Raw genomic sequence first — 19,627 nt, 5'->3', positions numbered from 1 at the left:
TGTACGCCAAAACCTTCTCTCAGGCAAGAGCGGTGTGGGAAAATCACCCCTCCAATCAGGGAGTGCTTTGCGGCTGCTGGTACTGACGGATTTGTTCAAGGAACCATTGTTCCTGCTGCTGAAGTTTTTCAAACAAGTCCGGACGCTCAATCTGAATCCGACCCAGCAAGCTCATCTTGAAAGACGGCGGATATTCCGGATCCTCCATAAATCCCCGAAACGCCGTGTACCGAATCAGGTCCATCGGCGGAAGCCCCAGCCGCTGGGAGGCCTCTTTCCCCAACTCTTCCATATAATAATCATAAATCTGCTGGGCCAGTTTTTCCCGGGCGGAGGCCTCATCATCCTCCCGAATCGCATAGTAAAAATAGGCCTCCTGCAAACGGAACAGAATGGCCTCCGTCGCATCATCAAAGCCAAGCCCCTCCATTTCCTGACGGAAATGCCACTGGACAAACTCCTCAAACGGCTTGAGGTACTCCTCTCGAATCTGCCCCGCATCATCTCTCGGATAAAGTTTTCGGACTTCCTGATAAATCTGCCGGGCTCTTCGCTCGTGTCCCGCCTGATACATCGACATCAGGGCATTTTCCAGAAAGTTCTTATGTCCCCCCCGAACCGCTTTCGGATTGCCCTTTTCCAGCTTCTCATATTTCTCAATAATCGTCCGCCAAATCTGGTCGCAGGCCGTAAACATCTTGGGGTCAGGACGAATAAACAGCGCCGTCTCCCCCTCAGGACCTGTGTAAAGAATCAGATTGCCGCTCCGATACAGCTGCTGAAGGCTGTGAAAAACAATCCGGTCCGTGTTCTTCTCATCAATCCGGTACTGTTCCGGACGAGAGGCTTTCCGAAGCCCCAGAACCGCCCAGTAAATCGCATGCGCTGCAGGATGTTCCCAGTTAATCGGAAGCTGCTCGTTCGGGTCATCAATGGATGTCCGCCCGTACTGCCTGTTAATCTGAACCATCAGCTCCGGGTCCATTTTCCAGGTATTCCGCAGAACCCATGCACGGGCAAATGTGTCAAACTTTGCAAGCCCGGGCTTATCGCGAAATGAATCAATCACTTCAAAAGCGGCGCGAGGAAACTGCCCCGGCTGGCGGCGCAGAGCCAGGAAATTATCCACCAACGTCTCTGTCTTTTGAAATCGTGAATCGGCCTTCGACAGCGATTCAATCAGCGGTGCTACATCCGGATCCGCCAAAATCTCAGAAAGGTTCTTCGGTGCCGCCGCCAGCCGCTCAAACTCTTCATTCGTCTGCTCACCCAATAACGGCCGCATTTCCATCAGGAGCTGCATCTTGTAATATCGATGGCAATCGTCCAGATTATCCCCTATCTTATGCCAAAAAATCCACCCCAAAGACCGATACAGGGAAATATCCTGCGGATTCAGAGGAATTCCCCGGTCCCGAAGCAGTTCATACCCGTTGCGAACCCATTGCCAGCGTTGAGCACATTGCGTATTGGGAATCGCGACCGAGATGTTGTAGGCCATATTCCAGGCGTGAAAATCCCAGACCTTCGCAAACCGCGGCTGCAAAATGGTAATCCATTCCGCCAGCTGTTTGGCGTCAAAAAATTTCCCCTCCTGCTTGAGCCGGTCCGCCCGAATCCAAAGCACATCTACAACCAGCCCGCGGAAGGCCCCCATCGCCACTGTGGCGAAAGCCAAAGATGGCGGAGCATTCTCCAAAGGGTCATTCAGCACCAGACCCATCTCAGAACGCTTTTGATGAATCTTCGGCTGCATCCGCCAAGCCGCAATCAGCAGCCCGGATGCCGCAACAACACAAACCAGAATGATGAGTCTGTTTTTCCAGCGCATTCGAAAGACGATTAAACCGTAATTTTGGCGATTTCCCGCCTCGAGAAAATCCAGATTCCAATCACCAGCAGAAGCACCATTTGCACAGCAAGCGTAATCAGAACCGCTTTCCCCAAAAAGGCCCAGGAAAGAACCTCTCCGGAAACCAAATAATCCGTCGGGCTGTACGGCCCGTCAAAACGCGGAATCGCATAGAGAAACCACCGAATCGTAAATCGGTACACCAACCCCAAAACTGCCCCAAGCCCTTCGATGGATTCCAGAATAAAGCCGTTAATCAAACCCGCAAAAAACACCATCAAACTGAACAAAGCCGCCACCGGAAACGACAGCCACGTGCTCAGCGAAACCCCCAGTGCCGCCAGAAAAACCAGACGAATCGCCATCAGCAGAACAACGCGGAAAAAGTTTACCCCAAATCCCCCGACCTGATAGAGCACCTCCATTTGGTCAAAAATCACCGTGGAAAAATTCCGTTCCGGCGAATTGAAAAAGCCGACGGTAACCGCCCCATCCGCTGCCGCCGCATCCGCGGGGACCGTGAAGGTATGCAGGGTGCGGACGGATTCCGACCGTTCCACCCCGTAAACAGGTGTCTTATATTCCCGCAGACCCGTCCGAAACTGCCGAAAATCCCCCACCCTCCATTCCCCGAAAACCTCCTGATTCGGCGGCTCCGGAGTCGCCTGAAACTTATACCGGACAAACAACACGGAATTGGGGTCCTTCGGCGGAAAAACCGTCTGAAAATCCCATTCCTTCACAGCCGCCACCTCCACGGACTTCTGAGCAATCCGTTCCTGCTCCCAAAGGGTCGCCCGAATCTCCGACATCGGCAGCTCCGGCAGCTGTCGGTTTTTCCGCAGCGTTTCAATTCGTTCCTCCACACGCCTGGAAATTTCCTCCTCCGACATCTGAGGAGCCACGACCCGGCGAGCCGTAAAGAACTCCGTCTGAGCCTTGGCAAGCTGGTCTTCCGGCGCCTTCGAAAAACGCGGAATCGCCGTCGTCAATCCGTAAATCATGCACGAAAACCCCGCCAGCAAAAACAGATTCAGCCCCGCAGCCCCCAAAAACTTCCCCAGGACAATCTGATAGCGGACAATCGGTTTGGTAACCACCAAATCAATCGTTCGTGTCCGCAAATCGGTGTGGAGGGAATAACACGATACGGCAATCGTCAGCACCGAAAGCAGAAATCCAACCAGACTGATGCTGTAGCTGGAGAAACTCTGGAGTCTGCCCAAAAGGGTCCCGTCCCCCGTCAGCATCCAGCTCATAGCCGGCAGAAGCACAAGCAGCAGCAAAATCACGGCTGCCGCAACCTTCATTCGAACGGCCTGAGCAATGGTGTTTTTGGCAATCACCCAGCTATTCCGCATCCCGGCGTTCCTCCGACTCCGGAAGACGGGTCTGTTCCGTCGAACCATCCGGCCCTTTTCGGCCTCCGAGAAGTTTCTTCAGAATATCCTGACGGACCGCTGGTTTAGGTGCCGCAGGCGGTTCTGATGGCTTCTCCGTTTGGACCTCTGATGCACTCTTTTCAACCGGCTTTTCCGTCAGATGTTCAAGAAGCTCTTTTTTGGGGGCAGGCGGCGGTGCTGCTTCCGTCGGTTCGGTTTTCGCACGGTCGGCACTGCTTTCCGAAACCGGCTGGGGCTTCTTGGCAACCAGCTGTTCCAGAACAGCCCGAGAGGGTGACACCGGCTGAGCGGCCAGGAAGCCCTGAATCCCTGTCCCGGGCTTGGCTCCGCTGGTCGGCTGTGTTTCCTGGGCCTTCGTAATGATATTGACAAAAAAAGTCTCCAGTTTGTCCACCGGAGTGGTAATCTTGCACCAGGAACCCTCACGGCGAACCACGGATTCAATCTCCTCCCGGGCCTTCGGAGGCAGCGGCCCGGTCAAAATCTGCAGCTCATCCCGATGCTGCAGAAGTTTCCGAACCGGCCCTTCCACCTGCATTTTCCCCCCGTACATAATCCCAATCCGGTCGCAGACATCCTCCACATCCGCCAGCAAATGACTGCAAAGCAGAATCGTTTTTCCCCGACGCGCCAGTTCCAGCAGCAAGTCTTTAATCTGACGGGTCCCGATAGGGTCCATTCCTGACGTCGGCTCATCCAGAATCAGCAAATCCGGGTCGTTAATCAGGGCCTGCGCCAGCCCAATCCGCCGCATCATCCCTTTCGAATACGTCCCGATGCGCCGACTGCCAAGCCCCGCCAGCCCTACCATCTCCAAAAGCGTGTCAATCCGGCTCTTGCGAACGGGAGCCGGCAGGCCAAATATCCGCCCGTAAAAATCCAGCGTTTCCCGCGCCGTCAGATAGCGGTATAAATAGGACTCCTCCGGAAGATATCCAATCCGGGCGGCAATCGCCGGGTCGGTGCTGCGGCCCCCCAGGACAAAGGCGTGCCCCTTCATCGGATGCAGCAGATTCAGCAGCATCTTGATGGTCGTGGTCTTTCCCGAACCGTTGGGACCCAGAAAACCGTAAATCTCGTTGTAACGAACCTTCAGATTTAAATCGACAACGGCCTTGACCTTCGGACGCCCCCACCAATCCGGAAAGATTTTCGTCAGATTGATCGTTTCAATCGCATAGGAAGAACCGGAAGAATCCATGAGTCCATTGCACCTGAAAAAATTTTGTTTATGCTTCGGGGTTTTCCGCCGCCGGTCCGTGCGGCTCCAGATGTTCTCCGTACCGCACCAGACGGGCACTGTTGAAGATAACCACCAGCGCCCCGACCAAATGCAGAAACGCCGCCAGAATCAGCTTCACCCAGCCGACCATAATCCCCATCATCCCCAGCAGGATAAAAATGATGCCGAACAGCAGATTTTGGTGGATGACCGCCCGCGTTTTCCGCGACAAATGCACCAAAAACGGCAGACGCCGAAGGTCATCGCTCATCAGGGCAATCGAAGCCGAGTTGATGGCCACATCGCTGCCGGCCGCCCCCATCGCAATCCCCAAATCCCCCGCCGCCAGCGCCGGGGCGTCATTGATTCCATCCCCGACCACCGCCACAATATGACCTTCCTTGCGAATCGACTCCACCACCGCCAGCTTGTCCTGCGGCAGGCACTGGGCCTTGTAATCCGTACAGCCCAGCTCCGCACTGACGCGATTGGCCACATCCCGGCGGTCGCCCGTCAGCATCGTTACCCGGCGAATCTTCGCCGCAAACAGCTCCTCCACTGCCTGCCGGGCCTCCGGACGCGTCTTGTCCTGAAGCCCGATCCAACCGATGCACCGATTGTCGCAGGAAACATACAGCGTGCTGAAGCCCTGCTCCTCATGAAGGGCCGGGTCAGCCACCGTATGAATATCAATCCCGTTTTCCGTCAGGAATGTGTCGCGTCCCACCCGCACCAGCGAACCGTTTACCCGGGCCGTCACGCCTTTGCCCGGCGTCTCCTGAAACTCCGTCGCCCGCACAAAACTCACATTGGCCTCCCTGGCCAGATTCAGCACCGCACGGGCCGCCGGGTGTTTGCTCATTTCCTCGGCGGACGCCGCCAGCGACAGCAGTCTCTCCGGCTCCACATCCGCTGCCGGCTCCAGCTTGGTCACATACAGCTGCCCTGTCGTCAGGGTCCCGGTCTTGTCGAACACAACCGCCGTAATCTTGCCGGCGATTTCCAGAAGCGATACATTCTTAATCAGCACTCCCAGACGGGCCGCCGCCGACAGCGCCGCCACCATCGCCGTCGGCGTCGCCATAATAATCGGACACGGACAGGAAATCACCAGAATCGAAATCGTCTTTTCAAAATCCTTCGTGAAAAAGTAAACAATTCCGCTGATCATCAGAATCGTCGGCAGATACCATTTCACATACCGGTCAATCAGCCGCATAATGGGCAGCTGCGTCTTTTCCGCCGCCATAATCAGCTGCTGCACCTTGCCCAGCGTGGTATCCTGTCCGGCCTTGGTCACCTCGATATCCAGCATACCCGTCAGGTTCGTCGTGCCGGCAAACACCTGCATCCCGATGACCTTATCCACCGGCAGCGATTCGCCGGTAATCGTGGCCTCATTGACCGAACTTAACCCCTGCCGAATCACACCGTCCGCCGGAATGTTGTCGCCCGGACGGACCCGAATCAAATTCCCGGGCTTGAGCTGACTGACGTTTACCTCCGTCTCCGTCCCGTCCGGATTGAGCAGAACAGCCGTTGTCGGGGTCAGTTTAATCAGCGATTCAATCGCCGCCCGTGCCCCCAGGGCCGTCCGGGTCTCCATCAGCTCCGCCAGCAGCATAATAAAGGCCACCACACCCGCTTCGAAATACTGTCCGGCGGCCAGCGCCGCCAGAATCGCCAGCGCCACCAGCTCATCCATATGCGTATGGCCTTCCAGCAGACCCCGCACAGCATGAACAATCACCGGCAGCCCCAGCAGCACCGCCCCAATCAGGGCCACCAATTGACTCAAATCTCCCGGCCCGTACAGCCAGCGAACCTGAGCCAGCGAGCCGCTCAGCAGCAGCACGCCGCCGGTAAGCGTCCCCAAAACCGCCAGACTGACCCGCGTCTGCTGACCTGCCGAAGCAACCAACCCTTCATGGGTATGGGAATGCCCCTCGTGAGAGCAGCCCATTTCCTGACATTTAATTCCAAGGTGCTGATGTGCCATGTCCACCTCTGTAAAAGACTATTTCTTTTCTGCCTGTCCTTCTTTAGGCCGAGCAAGGTCCCGATTAATCATCACACGAATTTCCCGCCCTTTGTCGCCGGAGGGCGGCACAAACATTGTCTCATCCACCTTCTGAAGGATTTCCTCAACCGCATCCTGATAGAGTTTCTGCAGCACCAGGGCCGGACGCTTGCGGTATTCCGGCAGCAGACTCTTCAGATAGTCCGCCGCCGCTTTGGCATCCTGTTCTACGCGGGTCCGATACGCCCACGCCTCCGCCAAAATCCCCTGGACGCGTCCGCCCATCTGATGAATCAGTTCCTCCATCTGGTCATCCGTCAGTGTTTCATCCCGAAGTTTGGCCAGCAGCTCCTCCGCCCGAGGGCCGGCCGTATCCGTCAGAAGCTTTTCCTTGTACGCGCGGGCATCCACAATCGCCTGTTCACTCTTATTAATCGCCTGGCTGGATGCCTGAAACGCATCATCCACCTGAAGCGGCCAGTTCGTCCGATTGATCCGCACATCATCAACCTGAATTCCGCTCTCAATCGCATCCAGCTTATCCTGCAAAACCCGCCGAACCCGCTCCGAAATCCCCGTTGAACTGGTCAGCGCCTCGTCCAGACTGTAGCGTACCATCGTGGAAACCACCGCATCCGAGGTCAGACTCTCAATCAGCGGATTGACCGTTCTGGCAGCCACCTCCATAAAGGATTCGCCCGGCTTTCGATTGGGAATATACACATTCTCAAAAAAACGCACCGGAGACCCGATGGAATACGTCACCGTCCACTTGGAATGCACAATGTTGTAATCCGAGCCCTTCAGCTGCGTAATCGGCTCGTTGCGGGTCAAACAATATCCGTCCTGAGTGGGATTGAGCCCTCCGTAAGCCGCTTTCTTTCCGCCGGCCAGTTTTTCCTGCTCGGTCTCAAAATACCAGAACGAATCGATCGGCAGACTGCGAATCTCTTTAACAGGTATCCGAATAATTTCGCTGATGGGCTCCGGAAACGTCCAATGATATCCCGGCTGCTTGATGCGTTCTTCCCCCTGCCCCTGAACTTTGCCGAAAATCAGCACAAGGGCCTGTTCATTGGGCTCCACACTGAAAAAGCCGCTGGCCAAAAACAAAATCACAACCGCGGCCATGATGAGTTTCAGAATCAGAAAACTCAGCCGCAGCGCATCCGCCAGTGATTTCTGCCCGGGCTGGAGCGATTCCGGCTCCGCCGGAATCTGCTGTCCGCTGTTGTTAGGTATAGGTTCGTTCATATCGATTTGACGCCCTCCGGTCAGGGTTGTTTGGGTTCCAGACTCGGCCGCTTTTTCAGCAGCGAGAACGGTTCCACATCCGTCCCAAGCACCAGCGTGGTCCGTTCTTTGAGAATCTTCTTGAGCGACTCCAGATCACGAAGGAACATCGCCAGCTCCGGATCGGCTTCCAGTTCCTTATAATACCGGGCCGCCTCCGCATCCCCCGCTCCGCGAATCGCCTGTGCTCGACTCTCCGCCACCGCCAGCAGCTCTTTCTGCTTGGCTTCTGCATCACTGCGAATCCGGTCGGCTTCCGCATTGCCCGCCGCCACAATCGTATCCGTTTTGACCTTCCGGTCCGCCTTCATCCGTTCAAACACATCCTGCGTCACCTTTTCCGGAACCATCAGACGCTTGATGCCCGCCAGACGCACATCCACCCCGTAGTTGGCCGCCGCCTGCTGCTGCAGGGCCGCCGTAATCTCTTGCTCAATCTCTTCAAAACGAAGCTTTGCCGGGTCTGTGTTCACAAAATCACTGAACTCATGCTTGCCCACAACCGTATTGGCCGCATTCTGCAGCTGCACACGCAGCTTCTCTTCGGCTCCGGCAATATCCTGTACGCTTGTCAGAAACCGAAGCGGGTCTCCAATCCGCCAAATCAGATAGCTGACAATGATAATCGGCTCTCCGCCGGCCGTAGCCGTCTCCTGCATCTGAACCTCCAGCAGCCGGCTGCGCGAATCAAACCGATGCACCCGATGAATCGGAACCGGCCAGCGAAAATACAAACCCGGCTCCGTAATCGAACGCACCGGATTGCCGAAACACGTCACCAGAGCACTTTCCGTCTGACGAACCTGGAACGTAAACGCCACAAACCCAAGGACCGTCAGAATCACCAGCAGAAACACAATACCCCATACATTCTTCATAGATGATTCCCTATTTCTTCAAAACAGAATCCAGATTCATCTCATACAGGCCGGTCGCCATCTTGTCCTCCAGGTTCAAAATATAAATCTCCTGATCCTCCGGACCGGCAACCACAACATACTTCCGAATGGAAGGCAGCGACTCTTCCAGAATCTGCAGACGGCGGAACCGCTGAAAGAGTTCCCCGCCGGCCTGATTGGCCTTCACCTGACCGGCAAAACGAAGCCCTTCCCCTTTGGCCCTTGCCACCCGCTCAAACGCATAGGCCTCCGCCTGCCGCAGCGTCGAAAACAGCTTCCCCTGCGCTTGGTGAACCATCGCTTCCATCTGTTCAACCAGCTGTTCGGCCTGTGCCGAATCAGACGCCTGATTCGCCTTGGAAAGCTGCCGAACCAGTCCGTACAGTGCATCGGCCTTCTCAATCGAGCCGGCTAATTCCGTCAGCGTTTTGTTGTGCTCGGCCTGAGCCGTAAGAATCGTCGCCTGCTGCTTCTGAACCGCCGCAACAACTTCCTGGTAGTTGGGAGCCACTTCAGGCGGCGGATGAACGCCTACCATCCCGACAAACACAATCTCCACCCCCAATTTTGCCGCATCCGCCGCTTCCTGCATCCGCTGATGAAGAATCCGGCAGGCGTTTTCCTGCCCGGCCCCCAGCAGACTTTTCTGGCGGTCGGACTGACTCAGGTCCTCATCCGGCTCAATCTTAGCGCTGGCCGCAAACCGGGCCAGTTCCCGATAACATAACGCCTCCAGCAGAACCTCCGCATCCTGATGGTTATACAAATATTGATGCAGGTCCCGAATTTTGTAATGAACCGGCACATCGACAATAATATAACTGACGGGAGCCGCCCCTTTCTCCCCGCGGCCGGCTTGTCGGCGGGTTTCCACCGCTACCAGCAGTTTGAACTCCTCCTTATAATGTTTCTGACCCCACAAAAACGGCTTGGCAATATCCTCCGGAGTCGGAACATACCCCACATGCAGCACGCGAATCCTCTCCATCGGATAAACATAGGCCCGCTCGAACGGCCAGGGCCATTTCCACGACCAGCCCGGACCAACCTGACGCCCGCCGTCTTCGGGATCGGCCGAACCGAAATGTTCAATCACCGCCCCCTCCCCCGGCCCTACAATCACCACACAGCTGAACAGATAAATCGCCAGCAAAAGAAACAAAAGAAGAGGCACAATCGCTTTTTCAAGCAGCTTATAAAACCAGGTCTGAGAAACCTTAAATCCAAACTGATAATCCAGTGTACTGGCTACCGTATGAAGGATTCCGCCGGGTTCATTGATTAACCCCAGCAGCCGACTGTCAAAACACGCCCGGCTGTATTGGCCCGCCAGCCGCGGACGGTATAAATCAAAAATAGCGGTAATGATGGTTTCACAGCCCAGCACAATCAGCAGAATCGGAACAAACCAATTGAGAACAAGCAGGCCCAACTGGTACTTGTACTGGGCAAAGGCCAGCGAAACGGCCGCTGCAAAACCAAGAATGGACGTCATCAGCAGACTGCTTCCGCTCGCCCGAAGCGGACGCCAAATCAGCGTAGCACTCAGACCCGTAGCATATCGGCTGATTAAAAAACTGAAAAACGACAGCAAAACCAGAATCGCCGCCCCCAAAAGCGGCGAGCGAAGCGTATACTCTTTTGCAGGTCCGGAAACGAATCGAATCAACAAAAACCCCATTACAATCTGTCCGATTGCAACGAGAACCCCCCAAATGGGCAGCAGCCATTTTTCGACCCATTCCAGACGCTTCTGGGCCGCGGCAAAAAGGTCCAGCCGGCCTTCCGAACCCTCAAAAATGGTTTGTTTTTCACGAGCCCTTTTCAGTTCCGCCAGGTCCAGTTTCTCCTGTTCAGCCCGGTGCCGATGATAAAACTGAATCAGCAGAACCAGCCAAATCAGAAAACTCCCTAAAACCTGCCAGGAGAGAATATATAAAGTAGGACTCGATAGAATCGCCCCCAATACAAGCACAGACACAAAGAAAATCAGACTCAGAATCAGTCCAAATAAGGACACATAAAACGCTCTCTGAGACGAATCTGCCATAATCCTGATTCCTAAAAACTAAAAGCTCGTTCTTGAACAATATCTGATGTAATATGTATATATAGTAAATTTACCCGATTACGCAACAGGAGGGTTTACAAAAAAAGGGTTTTCGGTAAAAAGGTAGAAAAAGTGAACCAATACTCATAATCAAGGTCCGCCTGTGTTAGGAAAACTGTTTACAATAGCCAAAAATACGACGTTTGAAACCCTTCGTCAGCCGATTTACATCATCATTATTATCTGTGCCCTTCTTTTGCTCCTTCTGGCACCGGCCATCAGCATGTACACGCTGGATGAAGACGTCAAACTCCTGCGAGAATTGGCTTTTTCTACGCTCTTCCTGGCCGGTTTGTTCATTTCCGTTTTCTCCGCCGGCGGAGCCGTTACGGAAGAAATCGAAACCGGGACCATCACCACCGTGCTTTCAAAGCCGATTCCCCGCCCGCTTTTTTTAATTGGGAAATTCGCCGGCCTTGCTTTTGCGGCCGCCCTGGCACACTATTTCCTTTCTATAGCAATGCTTATGGCAATTCGTCACGGAGTACTCGAACGGGCCTCCGATGAACCGGACTGGGTCGTCATTACGGCCGCTGCGGTTGTTTTGCTCCTGACTGTCTTTATAAGTGCCTTACTCAACTACTTTTATGAATGGCATTTTCCCTCAACCGCCGTAGTCCTCGGAACCATCCTCGGTTCAGCGGGCCTCTTGTTTCTGGCTTTTGTAGACCGAAATTGGAAAGTAAACCCTTCCCAAAACGGTTTTCACCTCTTTGACATCAATGCATCGATTCTGCTGCTGTTTGCTGTGTTAATCACTGTTGCCTTAGCCGTTCTGTTTTCCACACGGCTGAACATCATCCTGACTTTATTAAGCTGTGTCGGCGTGTTTTTGTTGGGCTTAATCACAGACTGGCTTTTTGGGCGGCTCGCGGACAAGTTTCTTTGGGCCAAAATTGGATATATCCTTGTCCCCAATTTCCAAGTCTTTTGGGTCAGCGATGCCATTTATGAAAACAAACAAGTCCCCGCAGATTACCTTTTGATGGGACTTTATTATGCCGTCTTATATATTTCCGCCATCCTTTTTATCGCAATCGCCCTGTTTCAAAATAGGCAGGTCGGACAAAACAGACAATATTAAGACACCTTCTTCGGCTCACCCAAATCAATTATCATCGCTGTTTCGTCACAATGATCCTGTTTCGGACAGCGGGCGCAATCGCTCCAAACTTTCATCGGCAGCGTCTTTTTATCTACACGGCGAAAGCCCACTTTCTCAAAGAAAACCGGTTCCATCGTCAGCGTAAAGACCTGCGTTATTCCCAGCCGACGGGCTTCTTCGAGACATCGATTGACAAGGGCCCGCCCGATTCCCTTCCCAAAATACCCCTTATCAACCGCCAAAGACTGAATCTCAGCCAGATTCGACCAGATTACCTTCAGCGCGCAGCAGCCCACAACCGTTCCGTTCGCTTCAGCCACCTGAAAAACCTGGAGATTTTCATAAATATCCGCCAACGAACGAAACAGCATCCGGTCCAGCTCTGCATAGCAGCTGATTAAGGCATGAATCGCCGGAACATCCTGAACTCGTGCATTTCGTATTTGCATAGCGGCTACTATACTCCCCCATAAACAAACAGGCAAGAGCGTTCCTGAAAGAGTGGTTTTCCACTTGTTTCCTGCTATAATGAGGGTACGAAATGGAACCGGCGGTTGTTTTTACATTTGCAGCGTATTTCATTGTCCTGCTGGCTGTCGGATTGTTTTTTTACAAGCGTTCCGCAGCCGCGGAGGAATATTGGCTCGGCGGACGAGCCATGGGGGCTTGGGTAACCGCCTTTTCCGCTCAGGCATCCGACATGAGCGGCTGGCTTCTGATGGGGCTGCCGGGAGCGGTCTATCTGGGAGGCCTTCAGGAGGCCTGGATTGCCGCAGGACTTCTTGCCGGCACTGTCTTAAACTGGTATCTGCTCGCCCCTCGCCTGCGAATCTTTACCCAACAGACCAACGCTCTCACTTTGCCCTCTTTTCTCGAGCAAAGATTCGTCGATCCCTCCGGCTTACTTCGACTTGTATCCGCCGCAATTATTCTGCTCTTTTTCACGCTGTATGCGGCCTCCGGACTGGTAGCAACCAGTAAACTCTTCGAATCCACCTTTTCCATTTCTTATCCTGTGTCGGTCCTTCTCGGCGGTTCAATTATTATCCTCTATACCTTTCTGGGGGGGTTCAAGGCCGTCTGCTGGACGGACCTCCTGCAGGGAGCCCTGATGATTTTTGCCGTCGTTGTTGTCCCTCTTATGGCTGTCTGGAAAACCGACACGATTGACTGGACGGCTCTGTTTCGCTGCGTTCCGGAAGAAAAATCGAGCGGCCTGTTTTTTTTCTCCGTCCTCTCCGCATTGTCGTGGGGCCTCGGATATTTCGGCCAGCCCCACATCCTCGCACGCTTTATGGCCGTCAAGTCCCTGCGGCATCTTCACCAATCCGCCTTCATCGGCTCCCTTTGGGCGGCTGCGGCGCTGGCCGGTGCCCTCGCAATCGGACAGATTGGTGCCCCCATGTTCCCCGGTCTTTCCGGAGGAGAAGAAGAAAAAATCTTCATTTACCTAATCCGGACGATCTGCTCTCCATGGCTTACAGGAATTATGCTTTCCGCTATCCTGTCAGCCATTATGTCCACCATCGATTCTCAGCTTCTCGTATCCGCCTCCGCCTTAACGGAAGACCTTTACCGCAAAACAATTCAGACCGGCGCCTCGGAAAAAACCGCCATCCTGGTAAGCCGACTGGGCGTGCTCGGAATCTCTGCAACAGCTCTTCTGCTGGCCCTGAATCCAAGGGATACCATCCTGAAAATTGTGGCGTATGCCTGGGGCGGGCTGGGAGCAGCATTCGGACCGGTCCTTTTGGCGGCCCTTTTTTCCCGCAAAACAACCTGGTACTCCGCATTGGCCGGAATGCTCGCAGGGACCCTTACGCTGATTCTCTGGAAACAACTGGGACTTAGTCATTGGCTCTACGAACTGGCCCCCGGATTTGCCGCCAACACTGCCGTGCTGATGACAATCAATTCCCTTTTTCCTCAGACAGATGCGGCGATTTTACAGAATTTTGAAACAGCTATTCGGCAGGTTCGGCAGACGGGACAATAAGAAAAAAAAACAGGGAGGACGGCGCATTTCTCGAACTGGTTGTGGGCCGCGCTCCCTGATGCCTTGTGCCGGTAAATGCACCTTACCGCGGATGGTGCATAGGCGTTAAACCGTCATCTTTGCACAGGCAACACTTATACAATAAAAAATCTGTCCTCGTTTGTCAAGGAAATTCTGTCTAAAGAAACAAAAAAGCCCCGTGAGTACGGGGCGAAAAACCCAAAAAAAGAGGTTCTATTCGACCTTCACCAACACATCCAGCGTCCTAGTACCCCATTTCTTCGCCCGCTCATGCGAGGCGAAGAAGATGTCCAGACGGTTCCCCTTAATCAACCGACCGCGGTCTTTGACTTCAACGGGTTTATTGCCGTTGTATCCGGGGATAATCATCTCCGTTCCAAATGAATACCGCTTGTCGGCTGCCACAAAAACATCCCCCGGTCGAATCCGGTGATTGCAGGCCGTAATCCCGTCCGCATGTCTGCCGCAGCATTTTCGACACGGACAATAGGCCGTCACCTTCATCCGTACTACACGCCATTCCTCTTTACGCTGCTGGGGGACAACAGGGGCTTCGGCGGAAGCAGAAGCAAAGGACCTCTCCGCCAAACCCTGCCCGACGCTTCGCAGCATCGCAAGGAGTTCTTTATCCGAAGGAACGGCCGGCAGAACCTGTTCATCGGCAAACTCCTGAACAGAACCATCCGGCTGTACCGGAGACCAGGCACTGTACAGCGAAACAACCTTTCGTCCCTGAAGATTATAATGATGAACACACACCCCCAGCAGCACCGCCATCAGAAGACTGGACAGCAGCGCCGCTTCATACCCGCCGTGAGTCGGACGGCTGTAGCAAGAAGATTTCTCCCACTTTGCCAATCTTTGGACCTTTCCAAACGAACCAACTTTGAGGCTTTCCCGCCGAACCGCTCGGCTGAAACCTCAAAAAAATTCACCTTGCCTTCTATCCCTCGCCTTGTCTGAAAAGGCCTTCCGTGGCAGAAATACTTTCGATTTCCAAATGGAGTTCAAATTGAGAAGTCAAATAGATGTTACGGCTAAATATACGGAGTATAACCCTTTAAGTCAAGGCAAAAAATACTCCTTCCGTCCGATAATAAAATCAAAACAGAGTCCTGAATACCGTTTTTGGGAGAAAACTTTGCCTATTTTAACGTCCGTTTTCTCGGCGTGTTTTTTAGCGGCTTTTCCTTCTGCCTCAGGCCGGACAAGGGAGCCGCAGGCATCCATGCCCGCGACTCAAAACCTCAAAACTTACTTTACAAAACACACGCAACGAGAGCAATCGTTTTTCCCGCCGCCACCTCTTGCTGAAGGGCCTCTAAAAAAAATGAACATCCGATAAACTTCGATTTTCCAGAGACTTCTGCAAAAAAATTTCCTTCCTTTCCTCCCCATCATTTTTTCTGCAGAATATTACAGAAACCTTGTGAAATCTTTTGCCCCTGCCGGAAAGCTCGTTATAATTTCTCTCGGATGGAAAATTACTGTTTGCATTTGGAGAGAGAAAGGGCCTCGACCATGATTTTCTATTTTCTGTGGTTTTTCCTGACCACCCCTGCCGTTCAAAAAGCTTCATCAAATCTTTCAACTGCAACCGCTGTCAACTACGGTCAGGCCGAGATTGCTCAGGTGCTTGAAGTTTTTCCGGATTTTCATCTGCTTTGCAACATTCGAAATTATCCGCCTGTCGTGGGAGAACAAATGCCTGTGTATATCCGGGGTCTTCAGCCCGGCGGCACGCAGGCCGATGCCAAAGTCCAGACCTATCTTCAAACCCTTCTGTGCAAACAGCCCCGGGACCCCAACCAGGTTATCCTGCTCAAAAATATTCAGCGGGGACAATCGTTTTGTCTGATTGCGGATTTGGAAATCAACGGCCGGGATGTCGGTGACTTTCTCGTTCAGCAGGGACTGGTCGAACGCATCCTGAAAGCCCCTGCTGCTGAGAAGACAGCCGGCCCAGCGCCGGAAACTCCCGCAGCCCCCTCGATGGTCCTTCAGCCGATTGCTCCGGTTTCCTCTCCGATTAAAACAAGCCCTCAACCCTCGCAGGGCTATATCGCTTCCAAAGGCAGCCGAATCTTTCATCGGGTCGGCTGTCCCCACGCCGCCCGCATTACCGAAGAACAGCGAATTCTCTTCCGCACACGGGACGAGGCCGCCTCCGGACGCAGGCCCTGCAAAACCTGCAATCCCTGATTAACTGATAATTCCTTTCACATACTCGATGGTTTCCCGCTGGGCGGGATTCTCAAACATCCGAGCCGCCGGGCCGTGCTCCACCAGCCGCCCGCAGTAAAAAAACGCGGCATAATCCGCCAGCCGACGGGCCTGACGGAGAATATGCGTGACAATCACAATCGTATAATCCTTCTTCAATTCCAGAAAACACTCCTCAATCCGCCGGCTGGACATCGGGTCCAGCGCCGACGTCGGCTCATCCGCCAGTATAATCTCCGGCTCCACCGCCAGCCCCCGAGCCAGACACAGCCGCTGCTGCTGCCCAATCGAAATCCGCGACGCCGGCTGACCGAGCCGGTCTTTGACCTCCTCCCAGAGCCCCACCTGCCGCAGACGAAACTCCACAATCTCATCCAGTTTCCGGCGGTCATTCAGACCGTGAATCCGCGGGCCGTACGCCACATTCTCATAAATCGACATCGGCAAAGGCCGAGGGGTTTGCGAAAGCAGCCCCATCTTTTTCCGAATCGCCGTCACCTCTGCCGTCGGGCTGTAAATATCTTCGCCGTCCACCAGCACCCGCCCGGTCACCCGCGCCCCTTCCGCCAGCTCCACCATTCGGTTCAGCGATTTCAGGAAGGTCGTCTTGCCGCAGCCGGACGGCCCGATGACGGCAATAATCTGCCGGCCCGGCAGTTCGATGGAAACATCCCAAAGCGAATGGTCCGACCCGTAATACACATTCAGATTTTCCACGCGGATATGGGGCTGATTCATTTTGACCTCACGGAATCATATGTCGTGTCAGCCGGCGTCCCAGCCGACGCGAAAGAAGGCTGGTCGTCAGCACAACAATCGTCAAAATCAGCGCCGCCGCATACGCCCGGTCCTGAACCTGCGGAAACGGCGTGCCCAGCTGGAAAAAAATCGCCAGCGGCAGCGTCGCCGCCGGACGCGTCAGCGACTGAGGAATCTGGTCGCTGTAGCCGGCCGTAAACAGCACTGACGCCGCATCGCCGATCCCCCGCCCGAAGGCAATCAGAACCGCCGTCAAAATCCCCGCCGAGGCCTGCCGAAGCACCACCCGGACGGCCGTCTGCAGACGCGTCGCTCCCAGTGCATAAGATGACTCCAGCAAATCGGAAGGAATCATCCGAACCACCTCGTCCATTGCCCGGCACAGGATTGGAAGCACAAACAGCGAGACGGTGAGAATCCCCCCCAGCAGAGAAGCCCGCAGTCCGACGGCCAGCATCAGAAGAAACCCGAACGCCCCAAACACAATTGAAGGCACTCCCCAGAGCACATCCAGCAGAAAACGAATCACCGCCGCCGTGCGGCTTCCGCGCCGGCAGAACACATTCAGATAAAGCACCACGGGCACCGCCGCTGCAAAGGCCAGCCCCGTCGCCCCGCCGGCGATATAAAAAGACCCCACAATCGCATTCAAAATGCCCCCCTCCCTGCCCAGATAAAATCCTCCTTTGGGGGTTTGTGTGAGCATTGACCAGCTCATCGCCCGAATTCCCCGCACAAGAATCGTCAGCATAATCAGCCCCAGCACGCCCACAATCAAAAGCGTCGCCGCCTTCATCAGCCCCTTCATGACCGCCTCTTCCACCCGCCGTCTGTCCATACTCCGCCTCGCTACTGAATTTCTTTTTGAATCCGCATCAGCACCAGTTTGGCCAGCACGTTAAACACCAGAACAATCCCCAGCAGAATCAGACACGCCAGCATCATCGCCGAATCATACAGCGGAATCGACATCATCTCGCCGTAATTGTTGGCAATCAGCGCCGGCAGCGGATAGGCCGCATCGAGAAACCCCGTCGGCGAACGCACCGCATTTCCCGCCACCATCAGCACCGCCATCGTTTCCCCGAACGCACGCGAAAGCCCCAGAACAATCGCCGCCAGCACCCCGCCGAAGGCCTTCCGCAGAACGACCTTCTTAATCGTCTGCCACTGGGTCGCCCCCAGCGAAAGCGACGCCTCCCGAATCTCCTGCGGCACCGCCCGCAAAATCTCCACCGTCATATGAATAATCACCGGAAAAATCATCACCGCCAGCACAATTCCCGCCGACAGCACGCAGTACCCGCTCGTTGAATACCCAAACCAGCCGGCGGCACGCTTGACCCACGGCACCACAACCAGTACCCCCCAGACTCCATACACCACCGAAGGAATCCCCGCCAGCAGGTCTATCAGCGGACGCACCCCTTCGCGAACGGCTCGCGGGGCATACTCCGCCAGATAAATCGCCGTCAAAAGACACAGCGGGACCGCCAGAATCATCGCCGTCCCCGTCACCCACAAAGACCCCATAATAAACGGCAGAAACCCAAACTGCCCGCGCAAAGGATACCATTCGGACGAAAACAGAAGCGATGAAAAAGACCGATTCTTTAAAATCGGCACAGACTTCCAAAAAAGGCCCGCCGCAATCACAACCACAAGCAGACCGGAAAGCCGGGCCAAGACCCCCATCAGGCCGGCGGCGGTCCTGTCATACAGCAGTGAGCGTTTTGTCCGATTCGGCAGCCCCATTCACCGGCCTCATCGGGTGAGCTTTTCCAGTTCCTTCATCGCCGCCTCTTTCGAAAGCGGCACATATCCGGCCTCGTCCGCAAACGCCTGCCCATCCCGAAGAATCCATTCCAGAAAAGCCAGCACTTCCGGCCGGGCGGGCCTGCCCTTCGAAACCAGATACAGCAAACGGGCCGGCGGCGAAGGATACCGTCCCTGGCCAATCGCACCGGTTATTTCATCACGGTCGCCGTAGAACGATTCCTCCGGGTCAATCCGGCCGTTTTCGTTCAAATCCAGCGGCACAATCATCAGCCCGTCCATCGGTTTCTTCGCGGCCGCATCATAGGCATAATTAACATTGTTGTACCCAATCCCCAGCGGGTCTTTTCGCACAGCCTCCGCAAGTCCCGGGTCCCCAAAGACCCCGATTCCCTGCAAATCCTCCTGATTTTTTCCCAAATACTTCGCCCAGGTCTCCGCCGCCCCGCAGGCATCGGAACGGGTGTACACATGAATCGGTTCGTTCAGCGAAAATCCGGACAGCTGCCCCCATGTTTTCAATCGCCCGGTTATCCACAAATCGATGCATTCCTGCCGCGTCAATCCCCGGCTCAAAAGCGTCTGTGCGGCCGGATGATTCCGATTGGCCACGGCCACGACGGCATCTTTTACTACCGCCAGCGGCCAGGCCCCCTTCTCCAGCTCAGAATTGTGAATCTCCCTCGAGAGCATCCCCAAATCCGCCGCTCCCGACAGACAATCCGCCATCCCTTTGCCGGCCCCTCCTGCAGAAATATCAATCCGCACGCCCGGGTGAATCTTGCGAAACTCCTCCGCCCACCGCACCGCCATCGGATACAGGGCCCACGCCCCGGAAATCGAGATGGTCCCGTTCAATTCCCCTTCCGAAGAGTCCCCCGTTCTTTTCCCGCAGCCCGAGGAAACAAACACCCCCGCCAAACACAGTCCTAACACAATTCGTTTCAT

Annotated in this window: 16 protein-coding genes; 3 read left to right on the top strand and 13 right to left on the bottom strand. The window is 54.7% G+C overall.

The annotated features are described in order from the left end of the window. Positions 1 to 55: 55 nt before the first annotated feature. The 7 genes from PKY88_04590 to PKY88_04560 are packed head-to-tail and all read right to left on the bottom strand — an operon-like array spanning position 56 to position 10,739. Positions 56 to 1,831, bottom strand: a complete 1,776-nt coding sequence (locus PKY88_04590) for a hypothetical protein (GenBank protein ID HOQ04471.1) — start codon at positions 1,829 to 1,831, stop codon at positions 56 to 58. A gap of 11 nt (positions 1,832 to 1,842) precedes the next feature. Next, on the bottom strand, positions 1,843 to 3,213 hold the full coding sequence (locus PKY88_04585; protein HOQ04470.1) for a hypothetical protein: 1,371 nt from the start codon (positions 3,211 to 3,213) through the stop codon (positions 1,843 to 1,845). Beyond that, positions 3,203 to 4,456, bottom strand: a complete 1,254-nt coding sequence (locus PKY88_04580) for an ABC transporter ATP-binding protein (GenBank protein HOQ04469.1) — start codon at positions 4,454 to 4,456, stop codon at positions 3,203 to 3,205. The genes PKY88_04585 and PKY88_04580 overlap by 11 nt, the downstream gene beginning before the upstream one ends. 28 nt (positions 4,457 to 4,484) lie before the next feature. Then, positions 4,485 to 6,476, bottom strand: coding sequence for a cation-translocating P-type ATPase (locus tag PKY88_04575; GenBank protein ID HOQ04468.1), 1,992 nt, complete (start codon positions 6,474 to 6,476; stop codon positions 4,485 to 4,487). Positions 6,477 to 6,494: 18 nt separating this feature from the next. After that, the gene (locus PKY88_04570; protein ID HOQ04467.1) at positions 6,495 to 7,751 is read right to left on the bottom strand and encodes a protease modulator HflK; all 1,257 of its coding nucleotides are present in this window, start codon (positions 7,749 to 7,751) and stop codon (positions 6,495 to 6,497) included. A 20-nt stretch (positions 7,752 to 7,771) separates the two neighbouring features. Continuing rightward, a complete protein-coding gene (locus PKY88_04565) occupies positions 7,772 to 8,668 on the bottom strand; it encodes a protease modulator HflC (protein HOQ04466.1) in 897 nt (298 codons plus the stop codon). 10 nt (positions 8,669 to 8,678) lie between these two features. After that, positions 8,679 to 10,739, bottom strand: a complete 2,061-nt coding sequence (locus PKY88_04560; GenBank protein ID HOQ04465.1) for an SPFH domain-containing protein — start codon at positions 10,737 to 10,739, stop codon at positions 8,679 to 8,681. Positions 10,740 to 10,902: 163 nt separating this feature from the next. Between PKY88_04560 and PKY88_04555 the strand changes: the two genes are divergently transcribed. Further along, positions 10,903 to 11,883: an ABC transporter permease subunit gene (locus tag PKY88_04555; protein HOQ04464.1), complete on the top strand. Its 981-nt coding sequence runs from the start codon at positions 10,903 to 10,905 to the stop codon at positions 11,881 to 11,883. Here the strand turns inward: PKY88_04555 and PKY88_04550 are convergent. Further along, the gene (locus tag PKY88_04550) at positions 11,880 to 12,353 is read right to left on the bottom strand and encodes an N-acetyltransferase (protein ID HOQ04463.1); all 474 of its coding nucleotides are present in this window, start codon (positions 12,351 to 12,353) and stop codon (positions 11,880 to 11,882) included. The two genes, PKY88_04555 and PKY88_04550, sit on opposite strands and share 4 nt — an antisense overlap. Positions 12,354 to 12,445: 92 nt before the next feature. Here PKY88_04550 and putP point away from each other — a divergent pair, with 92 nt between their 5' ends. Next, complete coding sequence (gene putP / locus PKY88_04545; GenBank protein HOQ04462.1) at positions 12,446 to 13,900, top strand: sodium/proline symporter PutP; 1,455 nt, start codon at positions 12,446 to 12,448, stop codon at positions 13,898 to 13,900. Between the two features lie 234 nt (positions 13,901 to 14,134). Here putP and PKY88_04540 read toward each other — a convergent pair whose 3' ends face one another. Continuing rightward, positions 14,135 to 14,779, bottom strand: a complete 645-nt coding sequence (locus PKY88_04540) for a 3D domain-containing protein (protein ID HOQ04461.1) — start codon at positions 14,777 to 14,779, stop codon at positions 14,135 to 14,137. A 663-nt stretch (positions 14,780 to 15,442) separates the two neighbouring features. Between PKY88_04540 and PKY88_04535 the strand changes: the two genes are divergently transcribed. Then, positions 15,443 to 16,123 (top strand): hypothetical protein, encoded by a 681-nt coding sequence (locus PKY88_04535; protein ID HOQ04460.1) that lies wholly within the window; start codon positions 15,443 to 15,445, stop codon positions 16,121 to 16,123. Here the strand turns inward: PKY88_04535 and PKY88_04530 are convergent, their stop codons facing one another. Genes PKY88_04530 through PKY88_04515 form a run of 4 tightly spaced genes read right to left on the bottom strand, consistent with a single transcriptional unit; the run spans position 16,124 to position 19,627 of the window. Beyond that, positions 16,124 to 16,882, bottom strand: coding sequence for a phosphate ABC transporter ATP-binding protein (locus PKY88_04530; protein ID HOQ04459.1), 759 nt, complete (start codon positions 16,880 to 16,882; stop codon positions 16,124 to 16,126). 7 nt (positions 16,883 to 16,889) lie between these two features. Then, positions 16,890 to 17,741 (bottom strand): phosphate ABC transporter permease PstA, encoded by an 852-nt coding sequence (gene pstA, locus PKY88_04525; GenBank protein HOQ04458.1) that lies wholly within the window; start codon positions 17,739 to 17,741, stop codon positions 16,890 to 16,892. 11 nt (positions 17,742 to 17,752) lie between these two features. Beyond that, complete coding sequence (gene pstC, locus PKY88_04520; GenBank protein ID HOQ04457.1) at positions 17,753 to 18,658, bottom strand: phosphate ABC transporter permease subunit PstC; 906 nt, start codon at positions 18,656 to 18,658, stop codon at positions 17,753 to 17,755. A gap of 9 nt (positions 18,659 to 18,667) precedes the next feature. Continuing rightward, positions 18,668 to 19,627, bottom strand: a complete 960-nt coding sequence (locus PKY88_04515) for a PstS family phosphate ABC transporter substrate-binding protein (GenBank protein HOQ04456.1) — start codon at positions 19,625 to 19,627, stop codon at positions 18,668 to 18,670.

It is taken from the genome of Anaerohalosphaeraceae bacterium (assembly GCA_035378985.1).
GTDB lineage: Bacteria > Planctomycetota > Phycisphaerae > Sedimentisphaerales > Anaerohalosphaeraceae > JAHDQI01.
Note: the sequence above shows the minus strand (reverse complement) of the source record. Positions and strands in the feature narration are given on the sequence as shown.

What these genes read in the sequence shown, in the direction of transcription:
- PKY88_04590 (HOQ04471.1), bottom strand. Translation starts at nt 1,831, where the DNA reads ATGCGCTGGAAAAACAGACTCATCATTCTGGTTTGTGTTGTTGCGGCA.
- PKY88_04585 (HOQ04470.1), bottom strand. Translation starts at nt 3,213, where the DNA reads ATGCGGAATAGCTGGGTGATTGCCAAAAACACCATTGCTCAGGCCGTT.
- PKY88_04580 (HOQ04469.1), bottom strand. Translation starts at nt 4,456, where the DNA reads ATGGATTCTTCCGGTTCTTCCTATGCGATTGAAACGATCAATCTGACG.
- PKY88_04575 (HOQ04468.1), bottom strand. Translation starts at nt 6,476, where the DNA reads ATGGCACATCAGCACCTTGGAATTAAATGTCAGGAAATGGGCTGCTCT.
- PKY88_04570 (HOQ04467.1), bottom strand. Translation starts at nt 7,751, where the DNA reads ATGAACGAACCTATACCTAACAACAGCGGACAGCAGATTCCGGCGGAG.
- PKY88_04565 (HOQ04466.1), bottom strand. Translation starts at nt 8,668, where the DNA reads ATGAAGAATGTATGGGGTATTGTGTTTCTGCTGGTGATTCTGACGGTC.
- PKY88_04560 (HOQ04465.1), bottom strand. Translation starts at nt 10,739, where the DNA reads ATGGCAGATTCGTCTCAGAGAGCGTTTTATGTGTCCTTATTTGGACTG.
- PKY88_04550 (HOQ04463.1), bottom strand. Translation starts at nt 12,353, where the DNA reads ATGCAAATACGAAATGCACGAGTTCAGGATGTTCCGGCGATTCATGCC.
- putP (HOQ04462.1), top strand. Translation starts at nt 12,446, where the DNA reads ATGGAACCGGCGGTTGTTTTTACATTTGCAGCGTATTTCATTGTCCTG.
- PKY88_04535 (HOQ04460.1), top strand. Translation starts at nt 15,443, where the DNA reads ATGATTTTCTATTTTCTGTGGTTTTTCCTGACCACCCCTGCCGTTCAA.
- PKY88_04530 (HOQ04459.1), bottom strand. Translation starts at nt 16,882, where the DNA reads ATGAATCAGCCCCATATCCGCGTGGAAAATCTGAATGTGTATTACGGG.
- pstA (HOQ04458.1), bottom strand. Translation starts at nt 17,741, where the DNA reads ATGGACAGACGGCGGGTGGAAGAGGCGGTCATGAAGGGGCTGATGAAG.
- pstC (HOQ04457.1), bottom strand. Translation starts at nt 18,658, where the DNA reads ATGGGGCTGCCGAATCGGACAAAACGCTCACTGCTGTATGACAGGACC.
- PKY88_04515 (HOQ04456.1), bottom strand. Translation starts at nt 19,627, where the DNA reads ATGAAACGAATTGTGTTAGGACTGTGTTTGGCGGGGGTGTTTGTTTCC.